Source organism: Pseudarthrobacter phenanthrenivorans, from assembly GCF_036455295.1.
In the GTDB taxonomy this organism is placed as follows: domain Bacteria; phylum Actinomycetota; class Actinomycetes; order Actinomycetales; family Micrococcaceae; genus Arthrobacter; species Arthrobacter phenanthrenivorans_C.
In genome coordinates this window covers 1-17,210 of record NZ_JAYXNX010000004.1, presented here as the reverse complement: position 1 = coordinate 17,210, position 17,210 = coordinate 1, and the positions used below count along the sequence as shown (strand labels likewise).

Here is a 17,210-nt window from a genome sequence, read left to right as displayed (position 1 = left end):
AGCGTCTCCTAAAGGCTGAAGCTGCTGGCGGGCTTGGCTGAGTGCTTGAGTTTGTAGCGGTCCGGGTCACTGTGCGGCGCGGCACCGATGCTGAGCTTGGTGAAGTCCAGGTCCTCACCGCGGATGCAGACCTTGATGGCGTTGACTGCCTTGTTCACGTCCGGGCACAGGCAGAAGATGTTCAGCATGTAGTCGGTGAACTCCGAGCGCTCCACGGTCCCCAGGCCGCGCCACGCCAAGTGGCTGATCAGGGCGTCCTTGGCCTTTTGCTCCAGGTAGCGGTCCCGGTCGGTGCCTTCCCTGGTCTTGAGCGCGAACTGGGCCACCACCCAGAACTGCTCTTCGGCCGGAATTTCGGCGAATCCGTCCTCGGCGCACTGTGCGGCGAAGGCGTCCAGCAGGCCCTCGGCAGCAGCGGCATCGGGGACGTCCGTCTCTTCGGTCTTGCTCTGGTGCCCCACGGCACCGAAGTTCATGACGAACTGGGAGTAGTCCTCGTCGAACCACGCCTCCCGGAACTGGAGGGCGCCCTCGTCGTCGCGCTTGTAGACCCTGACTATGCCGCTCATATATTGCGTCCTTTGGTAAACCACTCAACGTCGGTGCCGTCGAAGGGCGCTTGCTGCGCCGTCACTGCATGGAAAAGATCGTCCGCGGCGGCCTGGATGTCCTGGATCAGCCGTTCCGGGTAGTGCATCGAGACGCTGTGCTCCGCGAATTCGTCCTGGTCATCGATGAAGACGCCCCGGGCGGCGGTCCGGATGACGTCCAGGTCCATATCGATCACGTGGAACTCGGTAACAGTGGGCCGGATGTGGGTCCACTCGTGCCCGACAGCGAGGTCGATGTAGACCCGCACGCCGGCCGGATGCGCCGAGTCGTAGAACGTCGCTACCCAGTCTCCCTGGCGGGGCACCAGGAGGACGGCGTCCGAGCGCGTGTAGAAGGCGGCGCCGGGGCGGGAGCAGAACTCGTTGGTGCCCTGGAAGATCCACCACCCATGCCGGTCCTCGCCCAGGTACCGCCCGGGCACCACCCAGTGGGCCTTGCCATTCCACTTCCTGTTGCGGGAGACCACCAGCTGGCCCGGCTGCAGCCCGTTGGGGACGCGCGTGGTGGTGGTGTGCAGAACCGGTCCGGATTCCCCCGCAGGGCCGGGGTACTTCAGTTCGTCTTCGTCCCTCACAGGATCGGAAGGCTGCCGGTGGTGGGGTGCTGCTGCCCCGGCAAGGGCCGCGCAAAGGGGACCTTTGTTCCCAAAACCTGCGCCACGACGTCGTACGTAATCTGCTGCGCGGTCAGTCCCACCCGCTCCAGCACCTGGTTGCGGGTGCCGTGATCCAGGAACTCGACGGGCAGCCCCACCTCGTTCAGGGCGGTGTCCACGCCTGCGGCGCGCATCTCCTGCCGGATGCGCGAGCCAACGCCGCCGGCACGCACGCCGTCTTCGATGCAGACCACCAGCCGGTGGTGCGAGGCCAGCGCGATGATGGAGCGGCGGACAGGGAGGACCCACCGCGGGTCCACCACGGTGGTGCTGATGCCCTGCGCACCGAGCCTGTCGGACACGTCAAGGGCCAGTTCGGACATCGCTCCGACGCTGACGATGAGCACGTCGTTTTCAGTGGAGCCGGAGGGACGGCGGGCGAGGACGTCCACGCCATCGCTCAGCCGTTCGAGGGCCTCAACTTCGGGGCCGACGGATCCCTTGGAGTAGCGGACCACGCTGGGGGCATCGCTGATGGCCACCGCCTCGCGCAGTTCCTCGCGGAGCCGGGTGGCATCACGCGGGGCGGCAAGGTGCAGGCCGGGTACGATCTGGACCATGGCCATGTCCCACATGCCGTGGTGGCTGGCGCCGTCCGGGCCAGTGACGCCGGCCCGGTCCAGGACGATGGTGACGCCGGCCTTGTGGAGGGCGACGTCCATGAGCAGTTGGTCGAAGGCCCGGTTCAGGAAGGTGGCGTAGACGGCCACCACGGGGTGCAGGCCACCGAAGGCCATGCCCGCGGCTGCGGTGAGCGCGTGCTGTTCGGCGATGCCGACGTCGATGACGCGCTGCGGGTGCTTGGCTGCGAACTTGTGCAGCCCCACCGGGATCAGCATTGCACCGGTGATGCCGACGATGTCGTCGCGTTCATCGGCAATTGCGGCGATCTCGTCCGCAAAGACGGACGTCCACGACTGCGCGCCGCCTGAGCCGGTCGGTTCACCGGTCTCGGGGTCGATGATGCCGACGGCGTGGAACTGGTCGGCTTCATGGGCGCGGGCCGGCGCGTAGCCGTGGCCCTTCTCCGTCATGGCGTGGACGATGACCGGGCCGCCGTAGTTCTTGGCGGTGGACAGGGCGTGCTCCATGGCCTGGAGGTTGTGGCCGTCCACGGGTCCGATGTACTTCATGCCCAGGTCCTCGAACATGCCCTGGGGAGCCCACCAGTCCTTGATGCCCTTCTTCATGGCATGCAGGCTCTTGTAGGTGAACTGGCCCAGCGGGCCGCCGTTCTGCAGCCTCTTCTTCCACCAGTCCAGGGCACCTTCATAGGCGGGGGCGGCGCGGAAGGAGTCGATGGTGGGGCGCAGCGAAGCGAGATAGTCGGCGAATCCGCCCACAGTGGGGGCGTAGGACCGGCCGTTGTCATTGACGACGATGACCACGCGGCGTTTCTTGTCCGCTGCGATGTTGTTGATGGCTTCCCAGGCCATTCCACCGGTGAGGGCACCGTCGCCCACAATCGCGACCACGTGCCGGTCCCCTTCACCCGTCAGCCGGCGGGCACGGGAGATGCCGTCGGCCCAGGAAAGGGAGGAGGAGGCATGGGAGCTTTCGACGATGTCGTGCTCCGACTCCGCGCGGTCGGGGTAGCCGGAGAGACCACCCTGCTGCCGGAGGGTGCTGAAGTCCTGGCGCCCGGTGAGCAGCTTGTGGACGTAGGACTGGTGGCCCGTGTCGAAGACGATGCTGTCACGGGGCGATTCGAAAATGCGGTGCACGGCCAGCGTCAGTTCCACGACGCCGAGGTTGGGTCCGAGGTGGCCGCCCGTCTGGGAGACGTTCGTGATCAGGAACTCCCTGATCTCCGAGGCCAGCTGATCCAGCTGCTCCTCGGTCAACTCGTTCAGGTCCTGCGGATTCCGGATTTTGTCCAAGATTCCCAATGACCCCTCCTTCGGGTGGTAGACGTGCCGTTTAACTCTAACGCCTCGGTCCGCGGGGCCGGACGTGGCTGAAAAGCCGAAGCCCCGGCTGGTCCGTGACCGGCCGGGGCTTCGGGAGGATGCTGCCTGCTGGCAGAGCCTGCTAGTTCGCGGAGATCTGGCGCAGGACGTACTGCAGGATGCCGCCGTTGCGGTAGTAGTCCGCTTCACCCGGGGTATCGATGCGCAGGACGGCGTCGAACGACTTCGAGGAGCCGTCCTCGGCGGTGGCCGTGACCTTCAGGGTCTTGGGCGTGGTGCCCTCGTTCAGGGCGGTGACGCCCTCAACCGAGAAGGTTTCCGTGCCGGTCAGGCCCAGGCTGGCGGCGTTCTCGCCGGCCGGGAACTGCAGCGGGAGGACGCCCATGCCGATCAGGTTGGAGCGGTGGATGCGCTCGTAGCTCTCGGCGATGACGGCCTTGACGCCCAGCAGCGCGGTGCCCTTGGCGGCCCAGTCGCGGGACGAACCGGAACCGTACTCCTTGCCTGCCAGGATCACCAGCGGGGTGCCGGCTGCCTGGTAGTTCTGGGCGGCGTCGTAGACGTAGGCCTGGGGGCCGTCCGCCTGGGTGAAGTCGCGGGTGAAGCCGCCTTCAACGCCGTCCAGGAGCTGGTTCTTGATGCGGATGTTCGCGAACGTGCCGCGGATCATCACTTCGTGGTTGCCACGGCGCGAGCCGTAGGAGTTGAAGTCCTTGCGCTCCACGCCGTTGGCCAGCAGGTACTGGCCGGCGGGGGTGTCGGACTTGAACGAACCGGCCGGGGAGATGTGGTCGGTGGTGACGGAGTCGCCAAGTTTCAGCAGGACGCGGGCGCCGCTGATGTCCGTGACCGGTTCCGGCTTGGCCTGCATGCCCTCGAAGTACGGGGGCTTCCGGACGTAGGTGGACTTCTCGTCCCAGGCGAAGGTGTCGCCGGCGGGGGTGTCCAGTGCCTTCCAGCGGTCGTCGCCGTCAAAGACGCCCTCGTAGCCCTTGGCGAACATGTCCTTGTCGATTGAGGAATCGATGACCTGCTGGACCTCGACCGGGTTGGGCCAGATGTCCTTCAGGAAGACGTCGTTGCCGGCCTCGTCCTTGCCGAGCGGGTCGGATTCGAAGTCGAAGTCCATGGAACCGGCCAGGGCGTAGGCGATGACCAGCGGCGGAGAAGCCAGGTAGTTCATCTTGACGTCCGGGTTGATCCGGCCTTCGAAGTTGCGGTTGCCGGACAGGACGGCGGTTACGGCGAGGTCGTTGGCCTGGATGGCCTCGGAGATCTCTGCTTCGAGCGGACCGGAGTTGCCGATGCAGGTGGCGCAGCCGTAGCCGACGATGTAGAAGCCGAGCTTCTCCAGGTAGGGGGTGAGGCCGGACTTCTCGTAGTAGTCAGTGACAACCTTGGAGCCCGGTGCCACGGAGGTCTTGACCCACGGCTTGGCGGTGAGGCCCTTTTCGACGGCGTTGCGGGCCAGCACGGCGGCGGCCAGCATGACCGACGGGTTGGACGTGTTGGTGCAGGACGTGATGGATGCAATGGTGACTGCACCATGGTCCAGTTCGAACTCGCGGCCGTCAGCCATCTTCACGGGCACCGGGCTGGTGATCCGGCCTGCGCCACCGTGCGCTGCCGAATACTTCGGCGGTTCGCGGTCGGTATCGGAGACGTGGGTTGCGCCGGTGGTGAAGGACGGGGCATCGGAGGCCGGGAAGGTCTCTTCGAGTGATTCGTCCAGGGTACCTGCGTTGGCGTCGTGGGAGACGTAGTTCTTGAGGTCGTGGCGGAACTCGTCCTTGGCCTCGGTCAGCTCGATGCGGTCCTGGGGACGCTTGGGGCCGGCGATGGACGGGACAACGGTGGACAGGTCCAGTTCCAGGTACTCGGAGAACTTGATCTCGCGGGAGGCGTCGTGCCAGAGGCCCTGCTCCTTGGCGTAGGACTCCACCAGGGCGACGTTCTGGTCGGACCGGCCGGTGAGGCGCAGGTAGTCCAGGGTGACGTCGTCTATGGGGAACATCGCGGCGGTGGAACCGAATTCAGGGCTCATATTGCCGATGGTCGCGCGGTTGGCCAGCGGAACCTCGGCAACGCCTTCGCCATAGAATTCGACGAACTTGCCCACTACGCCGTGCTTGCGGAGCATTTCGGTGATGGTGAGCACCACGTCGGTGGCGGTGGCGCCAGCGGGGATGCTGCCACTGAGCTTGAAGCCGACGACGCGCGGGATGAGCATGGAGACGGGCTGGCCGAGCATTGCTGCCTCGGCTTCGATGCCGCCCACGCCCCAGCCGAGCACGCCGAGACCGTTGACCATGGTGGTGTGCGAGTCGGTGCCCACGCAGGTGTCAGGGTAGGCGCGCAGGGCACCGTCCACTTCGCGGGTCATGACGGTGCGGGCCAGGTACTCGATGTTGACCTGGTGCACGATGCCGGTTCCCGGGGGGACAACCTTGAAATCATCGAATGCGGTCTGGCCCCAGCGCAGGAACTGGTAGCGCTCACCGTTGCGCTGGTACTCGATCTCCATGTTGCGCTCGAGCGCGCCGGCGTTGCCGAAGGCATCGATCTGGACGGAGTGGTCGATGACCATTTCGGCCGGTGCCAGCGGGTTGACCCGCTTGGGGTCGCCGCCCAGGTCCTTGACTGCCTCACGCATGGTGGCGAGGTCGACCACGCAGGGAACGCCAGTGAAGTCCTGCATGATCACGCGTGCCGGCGTGAACTGGATTTCTGTATCGGGCTCCGCATTGGGATCCCAGCCTGCCAAAGCGCGAACGTGATCGGCAGTGATGTTCGCGCCGTCCTCGGTCCTCAACAGGTTTTCAAGCAATACCTTGAGGCTGAACGGAAGGTTTTCTGCACCTTCAACGGAGTTCAACCGGAAAATTTCGTATTCGGTTCCGGCTACATTAAGTTTGCCTTTTGAACCGAAGCTGTCCACAGTGCTCATCGCAGGACTCCTCTCGCAACAGTTTCATCTTTGTCGCGCGGTTGACCGCCTGCTAGTTAGGAGGCCCTAAGTAGTTTCCAGGGCCCGAAAATTGCACACGGCCGGCCGAGAATTCGGGCGCGACGTGGGACTACTACGGCCATCGTAGTCCAAAACACGGCCGGGATCATGGACCCGGCGTCAGCAGCGCCACCGTCTCGAGGTGGTGCGTGTGGGGGTACAGGTCGAAGGCGCGCAGTCCTGCCAGTTCCCAGCCGGAGCGGCGGAAGTAACCCAGGTCACGGGCGAACGACGCCGGGTCACAGGACACGTAGGCGACCGCGCGGGGCTGCGACGAGACGAGTTGGCCCACGACGGCCTTGCCCGCTCCCGCCCGCGGCGGGTCGAGGACAATCGCGTCGAAATTCCGCGGCTTCTGGCGCAGGACCCGCTCAACGCGGCCCTGGACAACCTCCACCTGCGGTGCCGAATGCAGGTTCTTCCGGGCGTCGCGGCTGGTGCCTGGGGCTCCCTCGACCGAAAGCACGGACCCTGTCTCCCCCACTGCATCGGCCAGGACACCGGTGAAGAGTCCGGCGCCTGCGTAAAGATCGGCAACCACAGCGCCGGCGTGGAGGAAGTCCCCGTGCTTCAGGAATTCTGTGACAGCCCCCACAAGGGTCCCGGGCGCGTCGCGGTGGATCTGCCAGAAGCCCTCGCCGGTCACCCGGTACTCATGTCCCGCGGCCGATTCCTGCACCCACGTGCGTCCCCGCAGTTGGGTTACCTCTCCGGATAGCGGATCGAAAGCGGCGACGGAAGCGTCGCCCCGGACGTCCGCGGCGACGGCCCGCAACCTCTTCTCCTTGGTTCCCGGCGCAGGTGCCAGCAGGACCAGCGGCCTGGAGCCGTTGGCCGGCGCCGCCACCTCCACCCGCTCGACGCCCTGCAAGTCCAGGTCCCACAGGCGCAGCCCATTGATCGCCTCGCTTGCCAGGGGCATCTCCTGCACGGGGACGATGTGGTGGGACCGGTGGGCGTGCATTCCCAGCTTCCCGCCGGGCGTGACCGAAAAGCTTGCCCGCGTGCGCCATCCAAGGCCCGTGCCGCCGTCGTGCCCTTCCCCCACAGCCTCCACGCTGCCGGTCCACACGGACGGCACGTCCTCCAGGCCGGCAAGCCGGGTGAGCTGCTCAGCCAGGACCTCCGCCTTCAGGCTCCGCTGCCGGGCAAGGGTGATGTGGCCGAACTCCGCACCGCCCACGGGCGGGTGGCCGTGGGCCCAGGCGCGCAGGGAATCAGCCGCGCGCCAAAAATGCTCCACCCGGTCCGGGGACGCCTCAAGCACCTCGATGACGTCCGCCCGCCAGAACTTTGCGTCGTCGCCCGCGTCGGTCAGGCGGACCCGGACCTTCTCCCCCGGAATGGCGTGCCGGACAAAGACCACGCGGCCCTCGTGGCGCGCAACGCAGTGCCCGCCGTGGGCTACGGGCCCGACGTCGAGCACGGCCTCCTCTCCGGCGTGGCCCGTTTCATCGGTTGCCGGCACCGCGGTGGTGGAGGTTCTTGCGGTCACTGGACGTCCTGGAGGTTCTTGGCTTCTTCGGATGACTTCAGCTGCCACGGCACACTGGCCACCATGACACCCGGTTCGAAGTGCAGGCGGGTCTTGATGCGCAGCGCGGTCTGGTTGTGCACCAGCTGCTCCCACCACTTGCCCACCACGTACTCGGGGATGTACACGACGATGAGGTCCCGCGGGGAGTCTAGCCGCATCTGCTTGACGTATTCCATGATGGGCGTCACGGTCTCGCGGTAGGGGCTCGCCAGGACGGTCAGCGGAACCGGGATCTCAAGCTTTTCCCAGTCGGTAATCGTGTGGGCCGTTTCCTCCGGATCGATGTCCACGGTGATGGCATCCAGCCGGGAAGGACGGGATGCGCGGGCGTAGGCAAGGGCCCGTAGCACGGGCTTGCGAACATGGGACACCAACAGCACGGCGTGTACGCGGGTGGGCAGGGCGCGCGGCGAGGAGTCCTCGTCCACGGCAAGTTCCTTGGCAACGTTGTCGTAGTGCGCCCGGATGCTCCACATGATCAGGAACAGGATGAACATGGCCAGCAGCGCGATCCAGGCGCCCTGCTCGAACTTGGTGATCAGGACGATCACCAGCACCAGGCCCGTCATGCCGAAGCCAATGGTGTTGATGGTGCGGGACTTCATCATCCGCCGCCGGACGGCCTTGTCCTTGGCGAGTTTCAGTTCGCGGCCCCAGTGCCGGATCATGCCCAGCTGGCTCAGCGTGAAGGAGATGAAGACACCCACGATGTAAAGCTGGATGAGCTTGGTGACGTCCGCGTTGAAGGAAATGATCAGCACCAGAGCGCCCGCAGCGAGGGCGAGCACGCCGTTGCTGAACGCCAGGCGGTCACCGCGGGTCCTGAGCTGCCGGGGCAGGTAGCCGTCCTGGGCAAGGATGGAACCCAGGACCGGGAAACCATTGAAGGCGGTGTTGGATGCGAACACCAGGATGACGCCGGTGGCAGCCACCACGACATAGAAGGGAATGGAGCCTTCCCCGAAAATGGTCTGCGCGATCTGGCTGATGGCCGGGTTCTGGATGTAGCCCTCAGGCAGCGGATTCCCGTTCAGCAGGAATTCCTTGGCGGGGTCCAGCACGATGTGGACCTTGGTGGCGTTGGCCAGGTAGATGATGCCGGCCAGCATCGCCGCGCCGATGACGCCGAGCAGCAGCAGTGTGGTGGCCGCGTTCTTGCTCTTGGGCGGCCGGAAGTTGGGGACGCCGTTGCTGATGGCTTCCACGCCGGTAAGTGCGGCGGCACCGGAGGAGAACGCCCGCAGCAGCAGGAAGGCGCCGGTGAGGCCCACCAGGCCCTGGTCGAAGCCCTCCGCCGGGACAATGGTGAAGGCCGCCGATGGCGCCTGGCCCAGTTGTCCGGTGGCGGCCTGGAACATGCCCACCGCGGTCATGCCCAGGATGGATGCCATGAAGATGTACGTGGGGACAGCGAAGACGCTTCCCGCTTCCTTGATGCCGCGCAGGTTCACCAGCGCAAGGATGACGACGCCGATGGTCGCTATGACGGCCTGCTCACCGTGCAGTGAGGGTACGGCGGTGGTGAGGTAGGCGGCGGCCGAGGACATGGATACGGCCACTGTCAGCACGTAGTCCACGAGGAGGGCCGATGCGACCGTGAGGCCGGCAAACTTCCCCATGTTCTCGTTGGCGATCTCGTAGTCGCCGCCGCCTGAAGGATAGGCGTGCACGTTCTGCCGGTAGGACGCCACAACGGTCAGCAGCACCACCATCACGGCCAGGCCCACCAGCGGTGAGACGGTCACGGCACTGACCCCGGCCAGGGCCAGGGTCAGCAGGATCTCATCGGGCGCGTAGGCCACGGATGACAGGGCATCGGACGCGAAAATCGGGAGGGCGATCTTCTTGGGGAGCAGGGTATGGGAGAGCCGGTCATTCCGGAAGGGCCTGCCCACCAGCACGCGTTTGACGGCGTTCAGTATTGTCAACACCCCACAAAGCTAGTCTGATTCGCGGAGGATGTCATGACGGGCGCCCGCCAGGCCGCACCAGTGCCGTACCGGTAGAGTTCTAGCTGCACGTTCGTGACGCAGATACAAGAGGAGATACGGTGGCGCATTTCGTGATCATGGGATGTGGCCGGGTGGGGGCAACACTGGCGCACACGCTGGAGGATGCCGGGCATTCCGTGGCCATCATCGACCAGGACGACCGTGCCTTCCGCCGGCTCCGCCAGGGCTTCACCGGCAGGAAGGTCACCGGCATCGGCTTTGACCGGGACACCCTCAAGCAGGCCGGGGTCAGTGAGGCCTATGCTTTCGCTGCCGTGTCCAGCGGTGACAACTCAAACATCCTGGCCACACGCGTTGCCCGCGAAACCTTCCACGTCCCGCACGTGGTGGCCCGCATCTACGACCCGGGCCGCGCCGAGATCTACCAGCGCCTGGGCATCCCCACGGTGGCTGCTGTCCGCTGGAGCGCGGACCAGGTGCTGCGCCGCATCCTTCCCGAACAGCACCTTGCCGGCGACTTCCGCGAGCCGTCCGGCCGGCTGGTCCTGGCCGAACTGGACCTGGACGCCGGCTGGATCGGGCACCGGATCAGCAGCATCGAAAAGGCCGCCGACGTCCGCGTGGCCTACGTCACCCGCTTCGGCGAGGGCCTGTTGCCTGACGCGGGAACCGCGTACCAGGACGGGGACACCGTGCACGCCATGCTTCAGGTGGACCGGAGCGCCCAGATCGCGCAGATCCTCGCCAAAGCCCCTGCCAAGGAGTACCAGTGAAAGTCGTTATCGTCGGCGCCGGCAGCGTCGGATCGTCCATCGCCCGCGAACTGCTGGCGCACAAGCATGAGATCCTCCTGATCGACCTCAAGCCGGAGGTGATTGGCCGCAGCGGCCTCCGGGGGGCCCACTGGCTGGTGGGCGACGCCTGCGAGCTCTCCACGCTGCAGGGCGCCAAGGTGGAGGACGCCGACGTGGTGGTGTCCGCAACCGGCGATGACAAGGTCAACCTGGTGGTGTCCCTGCTCGCGAAAACCGAGTTCGGCGTTGGCCGCACCGTGGGGCGGGTCAACAACCCGAAGAACGACTGGATGTTCAATGACTCCTGGGGCGTCGACGTCGCCGTCAATACCCCGCAGCTGATGACCGCCCTGGTGGAGGAAGCAGTGGAGATCGGCGACCTGGTCCGGTTGCTGACGCTCCAGACCGGGGTGGCGTCGCTGGTGGAATTTACCGTTCCCCACGACTCCCACGTCATCGGCATGACTGTCGGGGACATCCACTGGCCGGAGGACGCCACGCTGGTGGCCATCCTTAGGGACCAGGCACCCATCACGCCCAGCCGGGACGACGTGATCGACGGCGGGGACGAACTTTTCTTCGTGACCACCATCGCTGCCGAGGACGGACTGCGGGAGCTGCTCTCTTCCGCGCCGGGGAGCATCGACAGCGGGCAACAGCCGGAGGCCGGCGGCCTGCCTGCCGTTTCCGGAGCCCACGGGCATGCAGCGGACGACGACGGCTTCGACGGCTAGGTCAGCCGCCGCGCCCTAACCGAGGGTGCTTGGGCCCGGGTGCGTGGACCCCAGGGCCCGGGCGTCCGGTGCTTGGGTCGCGGGAGGCTGCTGCGTCAGGGGGCGGAATCTGTCTCAGGTTCAGCCCTGGCCGGCCGCGTGACCAGCCACGCGACCCAGATACCCAGGATGTACAGGGGCGCGCCCATGATGAGGCGCGTGGTGGCGAGGGCGGCCAGGCCGTCAGTGCCCATCAGGTAGAGGGGCACCTGCACGACGAGCCGGAGCGCCAGGACCGCGACGATGATCCAGGTTCCCAGCCGGTAGGCCTTGACCCGGTCCGGTTCCTTGCGCCAGTCCAGGCCCTCGTTGCGGATGAAGCCGAAGAGCAGCCCGGCCACCGGCCATTTAAGGGCAATGGACACCACCATCGCCAGGATGTACGCGGCGTTGGTGAAGAAGCCGGGCAGGTAGAAGTCCTCGGCCTTGCCGGTGGTGTTGGCCAGCCATGCCGAAATGCCGACGCCCGCCACACCGGCCAGCGCCTGGGTCAGTGGACGACGCTGCACAAGGCGGACAACGGTGAAGACCGCAGCCGAGGCCAAGGCCGCCACCAGTGACAGCGTGAGTTCGCGGGTGATGGTGAAGGCCACCAGGAACACGAGTCCCGGAACGATGCTTTCGGCAATGCCCTGCACTCCCCCGGCGCTGCGCAGGACGTCCACCCGGCCGTCATGGGTGCGGTGCAGCCCGGCCTTGGCGGCGTATTCGGCTGCGAGCCCTGCCACCGTAGGCTGCCCGGCGGCCTGTGGGCCGGCCTGCTGCCGGCCGCCGTTGGCGGGGTTGGCAGCGCCGGATGGCTGGTCGGGCTCTTGGGCAGTCATTGATGCTCCTGGCTGGACAGTATCTCGTAGCGGGGATTGAAGAGGGTGGGCATGTCCTTGCCGCGGGCCAGCATTCCCTCCACGCGGATCTGTGCGCCTGCTTCGATGCCCTGCACCCGCCGCCGGCCAAGCCAGATGACGCGAAGACGTGCCGGCCTGCGCCGGGCCGGCCCTGAGGCCGGGCGTTCGGCGTCGTCCTCGGTAAGGATGGCGCTGAACTCGGGTGTCCGATCGGGAGGAACGAAGGTGACCGACTCAATGTGGCCCTGGCAGAGGACCCGCCCCTTGTCCGGCAAGTGGCCAAGTGGCGTTACTGCGCCGGCCGGCTTCGGGGTCCCGCGGTGCGGGGACTCAGCCGATTTGGGTGATTTCGGGACCACGTTCGGGCTCCTCCAGGGTGGGCGCGGCAGGCGGAGGTGCAGCCGAGGCATCCTTGGGCAGCCGCAGCTGCAGAAGGTCGCGGGGCGGCATGGGGCTGTCCCCGCGAACTACGACGACCTGCCGGAACAGGGACTCCAGCGGCTCTGCAGCGGGCCGTTCCAGGGCTGCGGGTCCGCCCAGGACGCCGCGCAGGAACCAGCGGGGCCCGTCCACGCCGATGAACCGGGCCACCCGGTAGCCCTGGCTGCCGTCCGGAAGGCCGGCCGGCAGCTTGGCCACGAGTTCGGTGCCGAACGAGCCTTCCACCTCTTCGACCTGGCCGCCCTGGGCGCCCACGGACTGGCCAATCTGTTCGCGGATCTCGTCCCAGAGGGTCTCCGTCTTGGGCGCGGCGAAGGCCTGCAGCTGGAGGCTGGAACCGTTCAGGTCCAGGGTCACAGCCACAACCCGCTGCGTTGCCTCTTCCACTTCGAGGCGCAGCTGGAGGCCCTCGCTCGGAGTGATCAGCAGGGCACCGAGGTCCACAAAGCCGTCGCGGCTGGTGATCTCAGATTCGTCGAACGGGCCGCCTGCGCGGCGCGCGTCCGGGGCGCCGGCGTCTTCGCCGGCCTCAGCGAGCGTCAGCTCTTCGGCCGGCTCTGCCGGCGGCTCGTCATTCTTTGATTTCCTGCCGAACCCAAAGACCATGGGTGACTCCTTAATTCTGAAAGTGTGCCAGTTCTCAACCCTGCCGGCGGGAACCCTGGGGGCCCGCCGTCGTGCATGCCGGCGTGGCAGCGGACGCTGTGTGGCGCGTGTCAGGCTCCGGGAACGGTGAACCCGCCGGTGGAGCCGAAGCCACCCGTCCCGCGCACGGATCCGCTCAATTCGCTGACAGGAACGAACTGGGCATACTCCACCCGCTGGATGACCATCTGGGCAATTCTATCGCCGCGCCGCAGCTCAATCGGCTGCGAGGAGTCGGTGTTCAGGAGGGTTACCGAGATCTCGCCCCGGTAGCCCGCATCCACGGTGCCGGGAGCGTTGACGATGGTGAGGCCGTGCTTGGTCGCCAGGCCGGAGCGGGGGTGGATCAGGGCCACGAACCCGTCCGGAAGTGCGATGGCGACTCCCGTAGGGACCAGCTTGCGCTCACCCGGCAACAGGACCACGTCCTCGCGGGCACGGAGGTCCGCGCCGGCGTCGCCCGGATGCGCGTAGGAGGGTGCTTCCAGTTCCGGGTCCAGCATCTTCAACTGAACCTGCAGGGTTGGAGCAGGAGCGGATGATGCTGCATTGGGGACAAGGTCTACCGTGGCGGGATGATCAGTCACAGTCACTCACTCTAACCCGCGCTCCCAAATCACTCCTAGGCAGCCGTTGCCCGGCCAACCGGCAAACAGCCGCGACCAAGATGAAATACCCGGCCAAAGGTGGAAAGCTTGGGCTATGCCCGAATCAAGCCCGCACGCCTCCGTTCCCAGCACGCCCTCCACAGGGGCACCCGTTATCTACCGGGAGAAGCTGTGGCCGAACGCCTGGATGTGGATTATCGGAGCCGGCGTCTCCGCGGCAGGAATCCTGGTGTTCGCCCCCATCAGCATGGCGGCGGGCTACACGGCGGCTTTGGTGCTCTTCGCCATCATCGCTGTCCTCCTGGTCCTGTCAACGCCTGCCATTACGGTCTCGGAGAACGCCCTCACGGTTGGAAGGGCCACCATCGAACGCCGCTTCGTTGGCGCCGTTCAGCAGTTCACGTCCGGCGAAGCGACGGCGGAACGGGGCACCCGCCTGAATGGGCTGGCGTACCTGTGCATCCGCGGCTGGATCGATCCCGTGGTGAAGATCGAGATCACTGACCCGGCGGACCGTACCCCCTATTGGCTGGCCTCCACCCGCCATCCGGACCAGCTCACGGCAGCCCTGACCCGCCGCTGACTCCTGCCCGGATCCCCGGGGCCTGGCGCTTCAACCGCCTCTGAGCCCTGGAATCCAGCGGAAAATCACGGCGCGCCCTGCTCCTTGAGCCAATTCCGCGCCGGCGGGTGGCAGAGTTTCGGTTGATAGTAATGCCAGGGTGGAGGATTTGTATGCAGGATCTACGGCTTGTAGGCGTGCACGACGACGGGACGCATCTCCTGTTGAGCGGGGCCGGCGGCGAGATGTTCCAGCTGCCGATCGACGAGGCACTCAGGACGGCCAGCCGGTCCAAGGCCAAAATGCGGGAGGAACGGGCCGCCGTTCCAATGTCCCCCAGGGATATCCAGGCCCGCATCCGTGCCGGGGCCACCGCCGCCGATGTCGCCGAGCTCTCCGGGATGCCGTTGGCCAAGGTGGAGCGCTATGAGGGTCCGGTCCTGGCGGAACGCGAGTACGTTGCCCAGCAGGCCCGCAAAGTGGAAGTCGCGGCGCCCTCCCCCGGACACGACATCTACCGCTCTGCCTTCGGGGACAACCCCGCAACCCTGCAGGACATGGTTGCGCACCGCCTGTCCGCCCACGGTGTTGACCCTGCCACCGTGGAATGGGACTCATGGCGGCGCCAGGACGGGACATGGACCGTCTCCGCAAGTTTCGAGGCCAAGACCGGCGGAACGTCCGGTATCGGGGAGGAACCTCCGGCTCTGTGGACGTTCAACCCCGCCCGGAAGACGCTGCAGAACAACAACCGCTGGGCACAGCAGTTAAGCGAGCTCGAGCCGCTGGACGGCCCTGTTCCCGCACGCCGGCTCACTGCCGTTTCCGACCGCCCCTTCGATTTCGAGACCGACGCGGACGCGACCAAGGCGTCCTCCGGCGGCCAGGGCCACGTCCAGGACTCCGCCAAGGAGTCGGACGGTCTGCTGGACATGCTCCGGTCGCGGCGGGGCCAGCGGCTGGGCGTGGACGAGGATTCGGACGACGCCCTGGCAATGCTGCTGACGCACGGAGTGCCGGCTGCACATCCCCGGCCGTCCGAAATTCCCGCCGAGCCCGAGCCGCAGGAACCCGAACCGCAGGACGAGCAGCCTGACACCCCCGCGGCGCACCAGGGTGACTCCTTCATCAAGCGCCGGGATGCCAGGCCTTCCATGCTGTCCAGGCTCAGCCTTCTGCCGCCACACCGGGACAACCACGACGACGCGTTGCGGCTTCACGACGGCGTCAGCACCGACACCAGGGAAATCACCATCGCAGCGTCCCCGCAGAAGCCCTCGGGCGCCACGCCTGGAGCTGGATCCGGCGGGGCAGGATCCGGCGGAGCCGGGCTGGACGAGCTGCTGGGGAGCAATCCCCGCCGCTCAGCCAAGCAGGACGACGCGTCCCCCTCCACAGGCCAACTGCCGGAGACCGGAGCGCCGGAACGTCCGGCGCGGCCGAAGCGCTCCAGCGTGCCGTCCTGGGATGAAATCGTCTTCGGCACCCGCAGCGACTAGTCACCCAAAAGGCTTCCGGGCAGCGGACCTGCGCGTATAGGCAGAGCCGTGCACGGGTGCTAGGATCCGCAGAACCACCACGCCCCCATGCAAGGCGCAAACACCCGGGAGGTACGCCGTGCCGGACACCACCTGCCACATGTCGATGTCGCTTGACGGCTTCGTCGCCGGGCCTGACCAAAGCCGTGAGAACCCCCTGGGCAAGCGTGGACTGGAACTGCATGGCTGGCACATCGGGGACCCTCGGGCCAATGACGCCGACAGGACGGCCACCGAATGGCTGATGCGTCCCCGCGGAGCTTACGTGATGGGCCGGAACATGTACGGCCCCGTTCGGGGCGGCTGGGATGAGGACTGGAAGGGCTGGTGGGGCGACGAGCCGCCTTACCACGCGCCGGTTTTTGTCCTCACCCATCACCCGCACGACCCCATCCGGATGGAGGGCGGGACAACTTTCCACTTCGTCACCGGAGGCTTTGACGAAGCCTATGCCGCAGCCGTGGAGGCCGCCGGGGACAAGGGCGTGGATATTGCGGGCGGAGCCTCCACTGTTCGGCAGGCGCTGGCCGCCGGTGTGATCGACGAGCTCACCCTGGACATTGCGCCGGTCCTGCTGGGATCGGGTGAACGGATTTTTGACGGAACGGAAGCGTTCGGTTTCGAGCCCGTCGAGGTGCTCCACTCGCCGCTCTCCACCCACATCCGCTACCGCCGGGTGGGCTAGCACAAAGCAAACAGCTACCGAATCAACGGAGCACGTGAGCAACGGAACACGTGGGCTGCCGCGACCAGGCCAGCGGCGAGGACGTGGATAGCCCGCCAGCTGGGCCTTCGCCACTGGCATCCGAAGGTCTCCAGCAGCATCCAACGGTCTTTACCAGCATCTTGAAGCCGGTCAGGCGTGGGCGCGGAGGAACCGTTCCAGGGCATCCTCCCAGGGGGACCCGCGGTGATGAACGACGTCGATGCTGCCCGGCCACCTTCCATCCGGCCACAGTCGGTCCGGCCACTGTCGGTCCGGCCAGTGGGGTGGTTCCCAGTCCTGGTGTTCACTTTGGTAGTGCCGGCCGGTGGGTGAGGTCCAGCCGGGTGGTTCGTCCTTGCTGGCCCGGCTGGGTCTCCAACCGGTGGTGTGGCGGAGTTTGTGGTGTTTCGGGCACGGTTGTCCGAGATTGCTGATCCCGGTAGTCCCGCCGTGCGCCCAGGCCAGGATGTGGTCGGCCTCGTTGTCCAGGGAGTTGTTGCTGCACCCCGGGAACGGACACTTGCCGTCCCGCAACCGCAGCCAGGCCCGCATCGCACCGGTCACCCGGTAGCGTGTCCTACCGATCTCCAACGGCGCCCCATCCCTCGGATCCACCAACACCCGG

15 protein-coding genes and 1 pseudogene are annotated in these 17,210 nt (G+C 66.6%); 5 read left to right on the top strand and 11 right to left on the bottom strand.

Annotated features, from left to right (window positions below; translation table 11 throughout):
* Positions 1–8: 8 nt before the first annotated feature.
* The 6 genes from VXJ37_RS06115 to VXJ37_RS06090 form a co-directional block, all read right to left on the bottom strand.
* The gene (locus tag VXJ37_RS06115; RefSeq protein WP_331322174.1) at positions 9–569 is read right to left on the bottom strand and encodes a hypothetical protein; all 561 of its coding nucleotides are present in this window, start codon (positions 567–569) and stop codon (positions 9–11) included.
* Entirely contained in the window at positions 566–1,186 is a 621-nt protein-coding gene (locus VXJ37_RS06110; protein WP_331322173.1) for a DUF402 domain-containing protein, read from the bottom strand. The genes VXJ37_RS06115 and VXJ37_RS06110 overlap by 4 nt, the downstream gene beginning before the upstream one ends.
* A complete protein-coding gene (gene dxs, locus VXJ37_RS06105) occupies positions 1,183–3,156 on the bottom strand; it encodes a 1-deoxy-D-xylulose-5-phosphate synthase (protein WP_331322172.1) in 1,974 nt (657 codons plus the stop codon). Before dxs ends, VXJ37_RS06110 begins: the two co-directional genes overlap by 4 nt.
* Before the next feature lie 142 nt (positions 3,157–3,298).
* Positions 3,299–6,124, bottom strand: coding sequence for an aconitate hydratase (locus VXJ37_RS06100; RefSeq protein WP_331322171.1), 2,826 nt, complete (start codon positions 6,122–6,124; stop codon positions 3,299–3,301).
* Between the two features lie 166 nt (positions 6,125–6,290).
* The gene (locus VXJ37_RS06095; protein WP_331322170.1) at positions 6,291–7,679 is read right to left on the bottom strand and encodes a class I SAM-dependent RNA methyltransferase; all 1,389 of its coding nucleotides are present in this window, start codon (positions 7,677–7,679) and stop codon (positions 6,291–6,293) included.
* The gene (locus VXJ37_RS06090) at positions 7,676–9,652 is read right to left on the bottom strand and encodes an APC family permease (protein ID WP_331322169.1); all 1,977 of its coding nucleotides are present in this window, start codon (positions 9,650–9,652) and stop codon (positions 7,676–7,678) included. Before VXJ37_RS06090 ends, VXJ37_RS06095 begins: the two co-directional genes overlap by 4 nt.
* A gap of 119 nt (positions 9,653–9,771) precedes the next feature.
* Between VXJ37_RS06090 and VXJ37_RS06085 the strand changes: the two genes are divergently transcribed.
* Positions 9,772–10,446 (top strand): potassium channel family protein, encoded by a 675-nt coding sequence (locus tag VXJ37_RS06085; protein ID WP_331322168.1) that lies wholly within the window; start codon positions 9,772–9,774, stop codon positions 10,444–10,446.
* On the top strand, positions 10,443–11,201 hold the full coding sequence (locus VXJ37_RS06080; RefSeq protein WP_331322167.1) for a potassium channel family protein: 759 nt from the start codon (positions 10,443–10,445) through the stop codon (positions 11,199–11,201). Before VXJ37_RS06085 ends, VXJ37_RS06080 begins: the two co-directional genes overlap by 4 nt.
* 95 nt (positions 11,202–11,296) lie before the next feature.
* On the opposite strand, the gene VXJ37_RS06075 is transcribed toward VXJ37_RS06080, so the two are convergent.
* The 4 genes from VXJ37_RS06075 to dut form a co-directional block, all read right to left on the bottom strand.
* On the bottom strand, positions 11,297–12,064 hold the full coding sequence (locus tag VXJ37_RS06075; RefSeq protein WP_331322166.1) for a DUF3159 domain-containing protein: 768 nt from the start codon (positions 12,062–12,064) through the stop codon (positions 11,297–11,299).
* Entirely contained in the window at positions 12,061–12,444 is a 384-nt protein-coding gene (locus VXJ37_RS06070) for a hypothetical protein (RefSeq protein WP_331322165.1), read from the bottom strand. Before VXJ37_RS06070 ends, VXJ37_RS06075 begins: the two co-directional genes overlap by 4 nt.
* On the bottom strand, positions 12,416–13,132 hold the full coding sequence (locus VXJ37_RS06065) for a DUF3710 domain-containing protein (protein WP_331322164.1): 717 nt from the start codon (positions 13,130–13,132) through the stop codon (positions 12,416–12,418). Before VXJ37_RS06065 ends, VXJ37_RS06070 begins: the two co-directional genes overlap by 29 nt.
* A 110-nt stretch (positions 13,133–13,242) precedes the next feature.
* On the bottom strand, positions 13,243–13,758 hold the full coding sequence (gene dut / locus VXJ37_RS06060; RefSeq protein WP_331322163.1) for a dUTP diphosphatase: 516 nt from the start codon (positions 13,756–13,758) through the stop codon (positions 13,243–13,245).
* Positions 13,759–13,873: 115 nt separating this feature from the next.
* On the opposite strand from dut, the gene VXJ37_RS06055 reads away from it, so the two are divergent.
* The 3 genes from VXJ37_RS06055 (at position 13,874) to VXJ37_RS06045 (ending at position 16,564) form a co-directional block, all read left to right on the top strand.
* Positions 13,874–14,362: a DUF3093 domain-containing protein gene (locus VXJ37_RS06055; protein WP_331322162.1), complete on the top strand. Its 489-nt coding sequence runs from the start codon at positions 13,874–13,876 to the stop codon at positions 14,360–14,362.
* A 152-nt stretch (positions 14,363–14,514) separates the two neighbouring features.
* Positions 14,515–15,840: a septation protein SepH gene (gene sepH, locus VXJ37_RS06050; RefSeq protein ID WP_331322161.1), complete on the top strand. Its 1,326-nt coding sequence runs from the start codon at positions 14,515–14,517 to the stop codon at positions 15,838–15,840.
* 118 nt (positions 15,841–15,958) lie between these two features.
* The gene (locus VXJ37_RS06045) at positions 15,959–16,564 is read left to right on the top strand and encodes a dihydrofolate reductase family protein (RefSeq protein WP_331322160.1); all 606 of its coding nucleotides are present in this window, start codon (positions 15,959–15,961) and stop codon (positions 16,562–16,564) included.
* A 171-nt stretch (positions 16,565–16,735) separates the two neighbouring features.
* Here VXJ37_RS06045 and VXJ37_RS06040 read toward each other — a convergent pair.
* A pseudogene (locus VXJ37_RS06040) lies at positions 16,736–17,210 on the bottom strand (HNH endonuclease signature motif containing protein); the annotation flags it as partial.

What these genes read in the sequence shown, in the direction of transcription:
- VXJ37_RS06115 (WP_331322174.1), bottom strand. Translation starts at nt 569, where the DNA reads ATGAGCGGCATAGTCAGGGTCTACAAGCGCGACGACGAGGGCGCCCTC.
- VXJ37_RS06100 (WP_331322171.1), bottom strand. Translation starts at nt 6,124, where the DNA reads ATGAGCACTGTGGACAGCTTCGGTTCAAAAGGCAAACTTAATGTAGCC.
- VXJ37_RS06075 (WP_331322166.1), bottom strand. Translation starts at nt 12,064, where the DNA reads ATGACTGCCCAAGAGCCCGACCAGCCATCCGGCGCTGCCAACCCCGCC.
- VXJ37_RS06065 (WP_331322164.1), bottom strand. Translation starts at nt 13,132, where the DNA reads ATGGTCTTTGGGTTCGGCAGGAAATCAAAGAATGACGAGCCGCCGGCA.
- VXJ37_RS06055 (WP_331322162.1), top strand. Translation starts at nt 13,874, where the DNA reads ATGCCCGAATCAAGCCCGCACGCCTCCGTTCCCAGCACGCCCTCCACA.
- sepH (WP_331322161.1), top strand. Translation starts at nt 14,515, where the DNA reads ATGCAGGATCTACGGCTTGTAGGCGTGCACGACGACGGGACGCATCTC.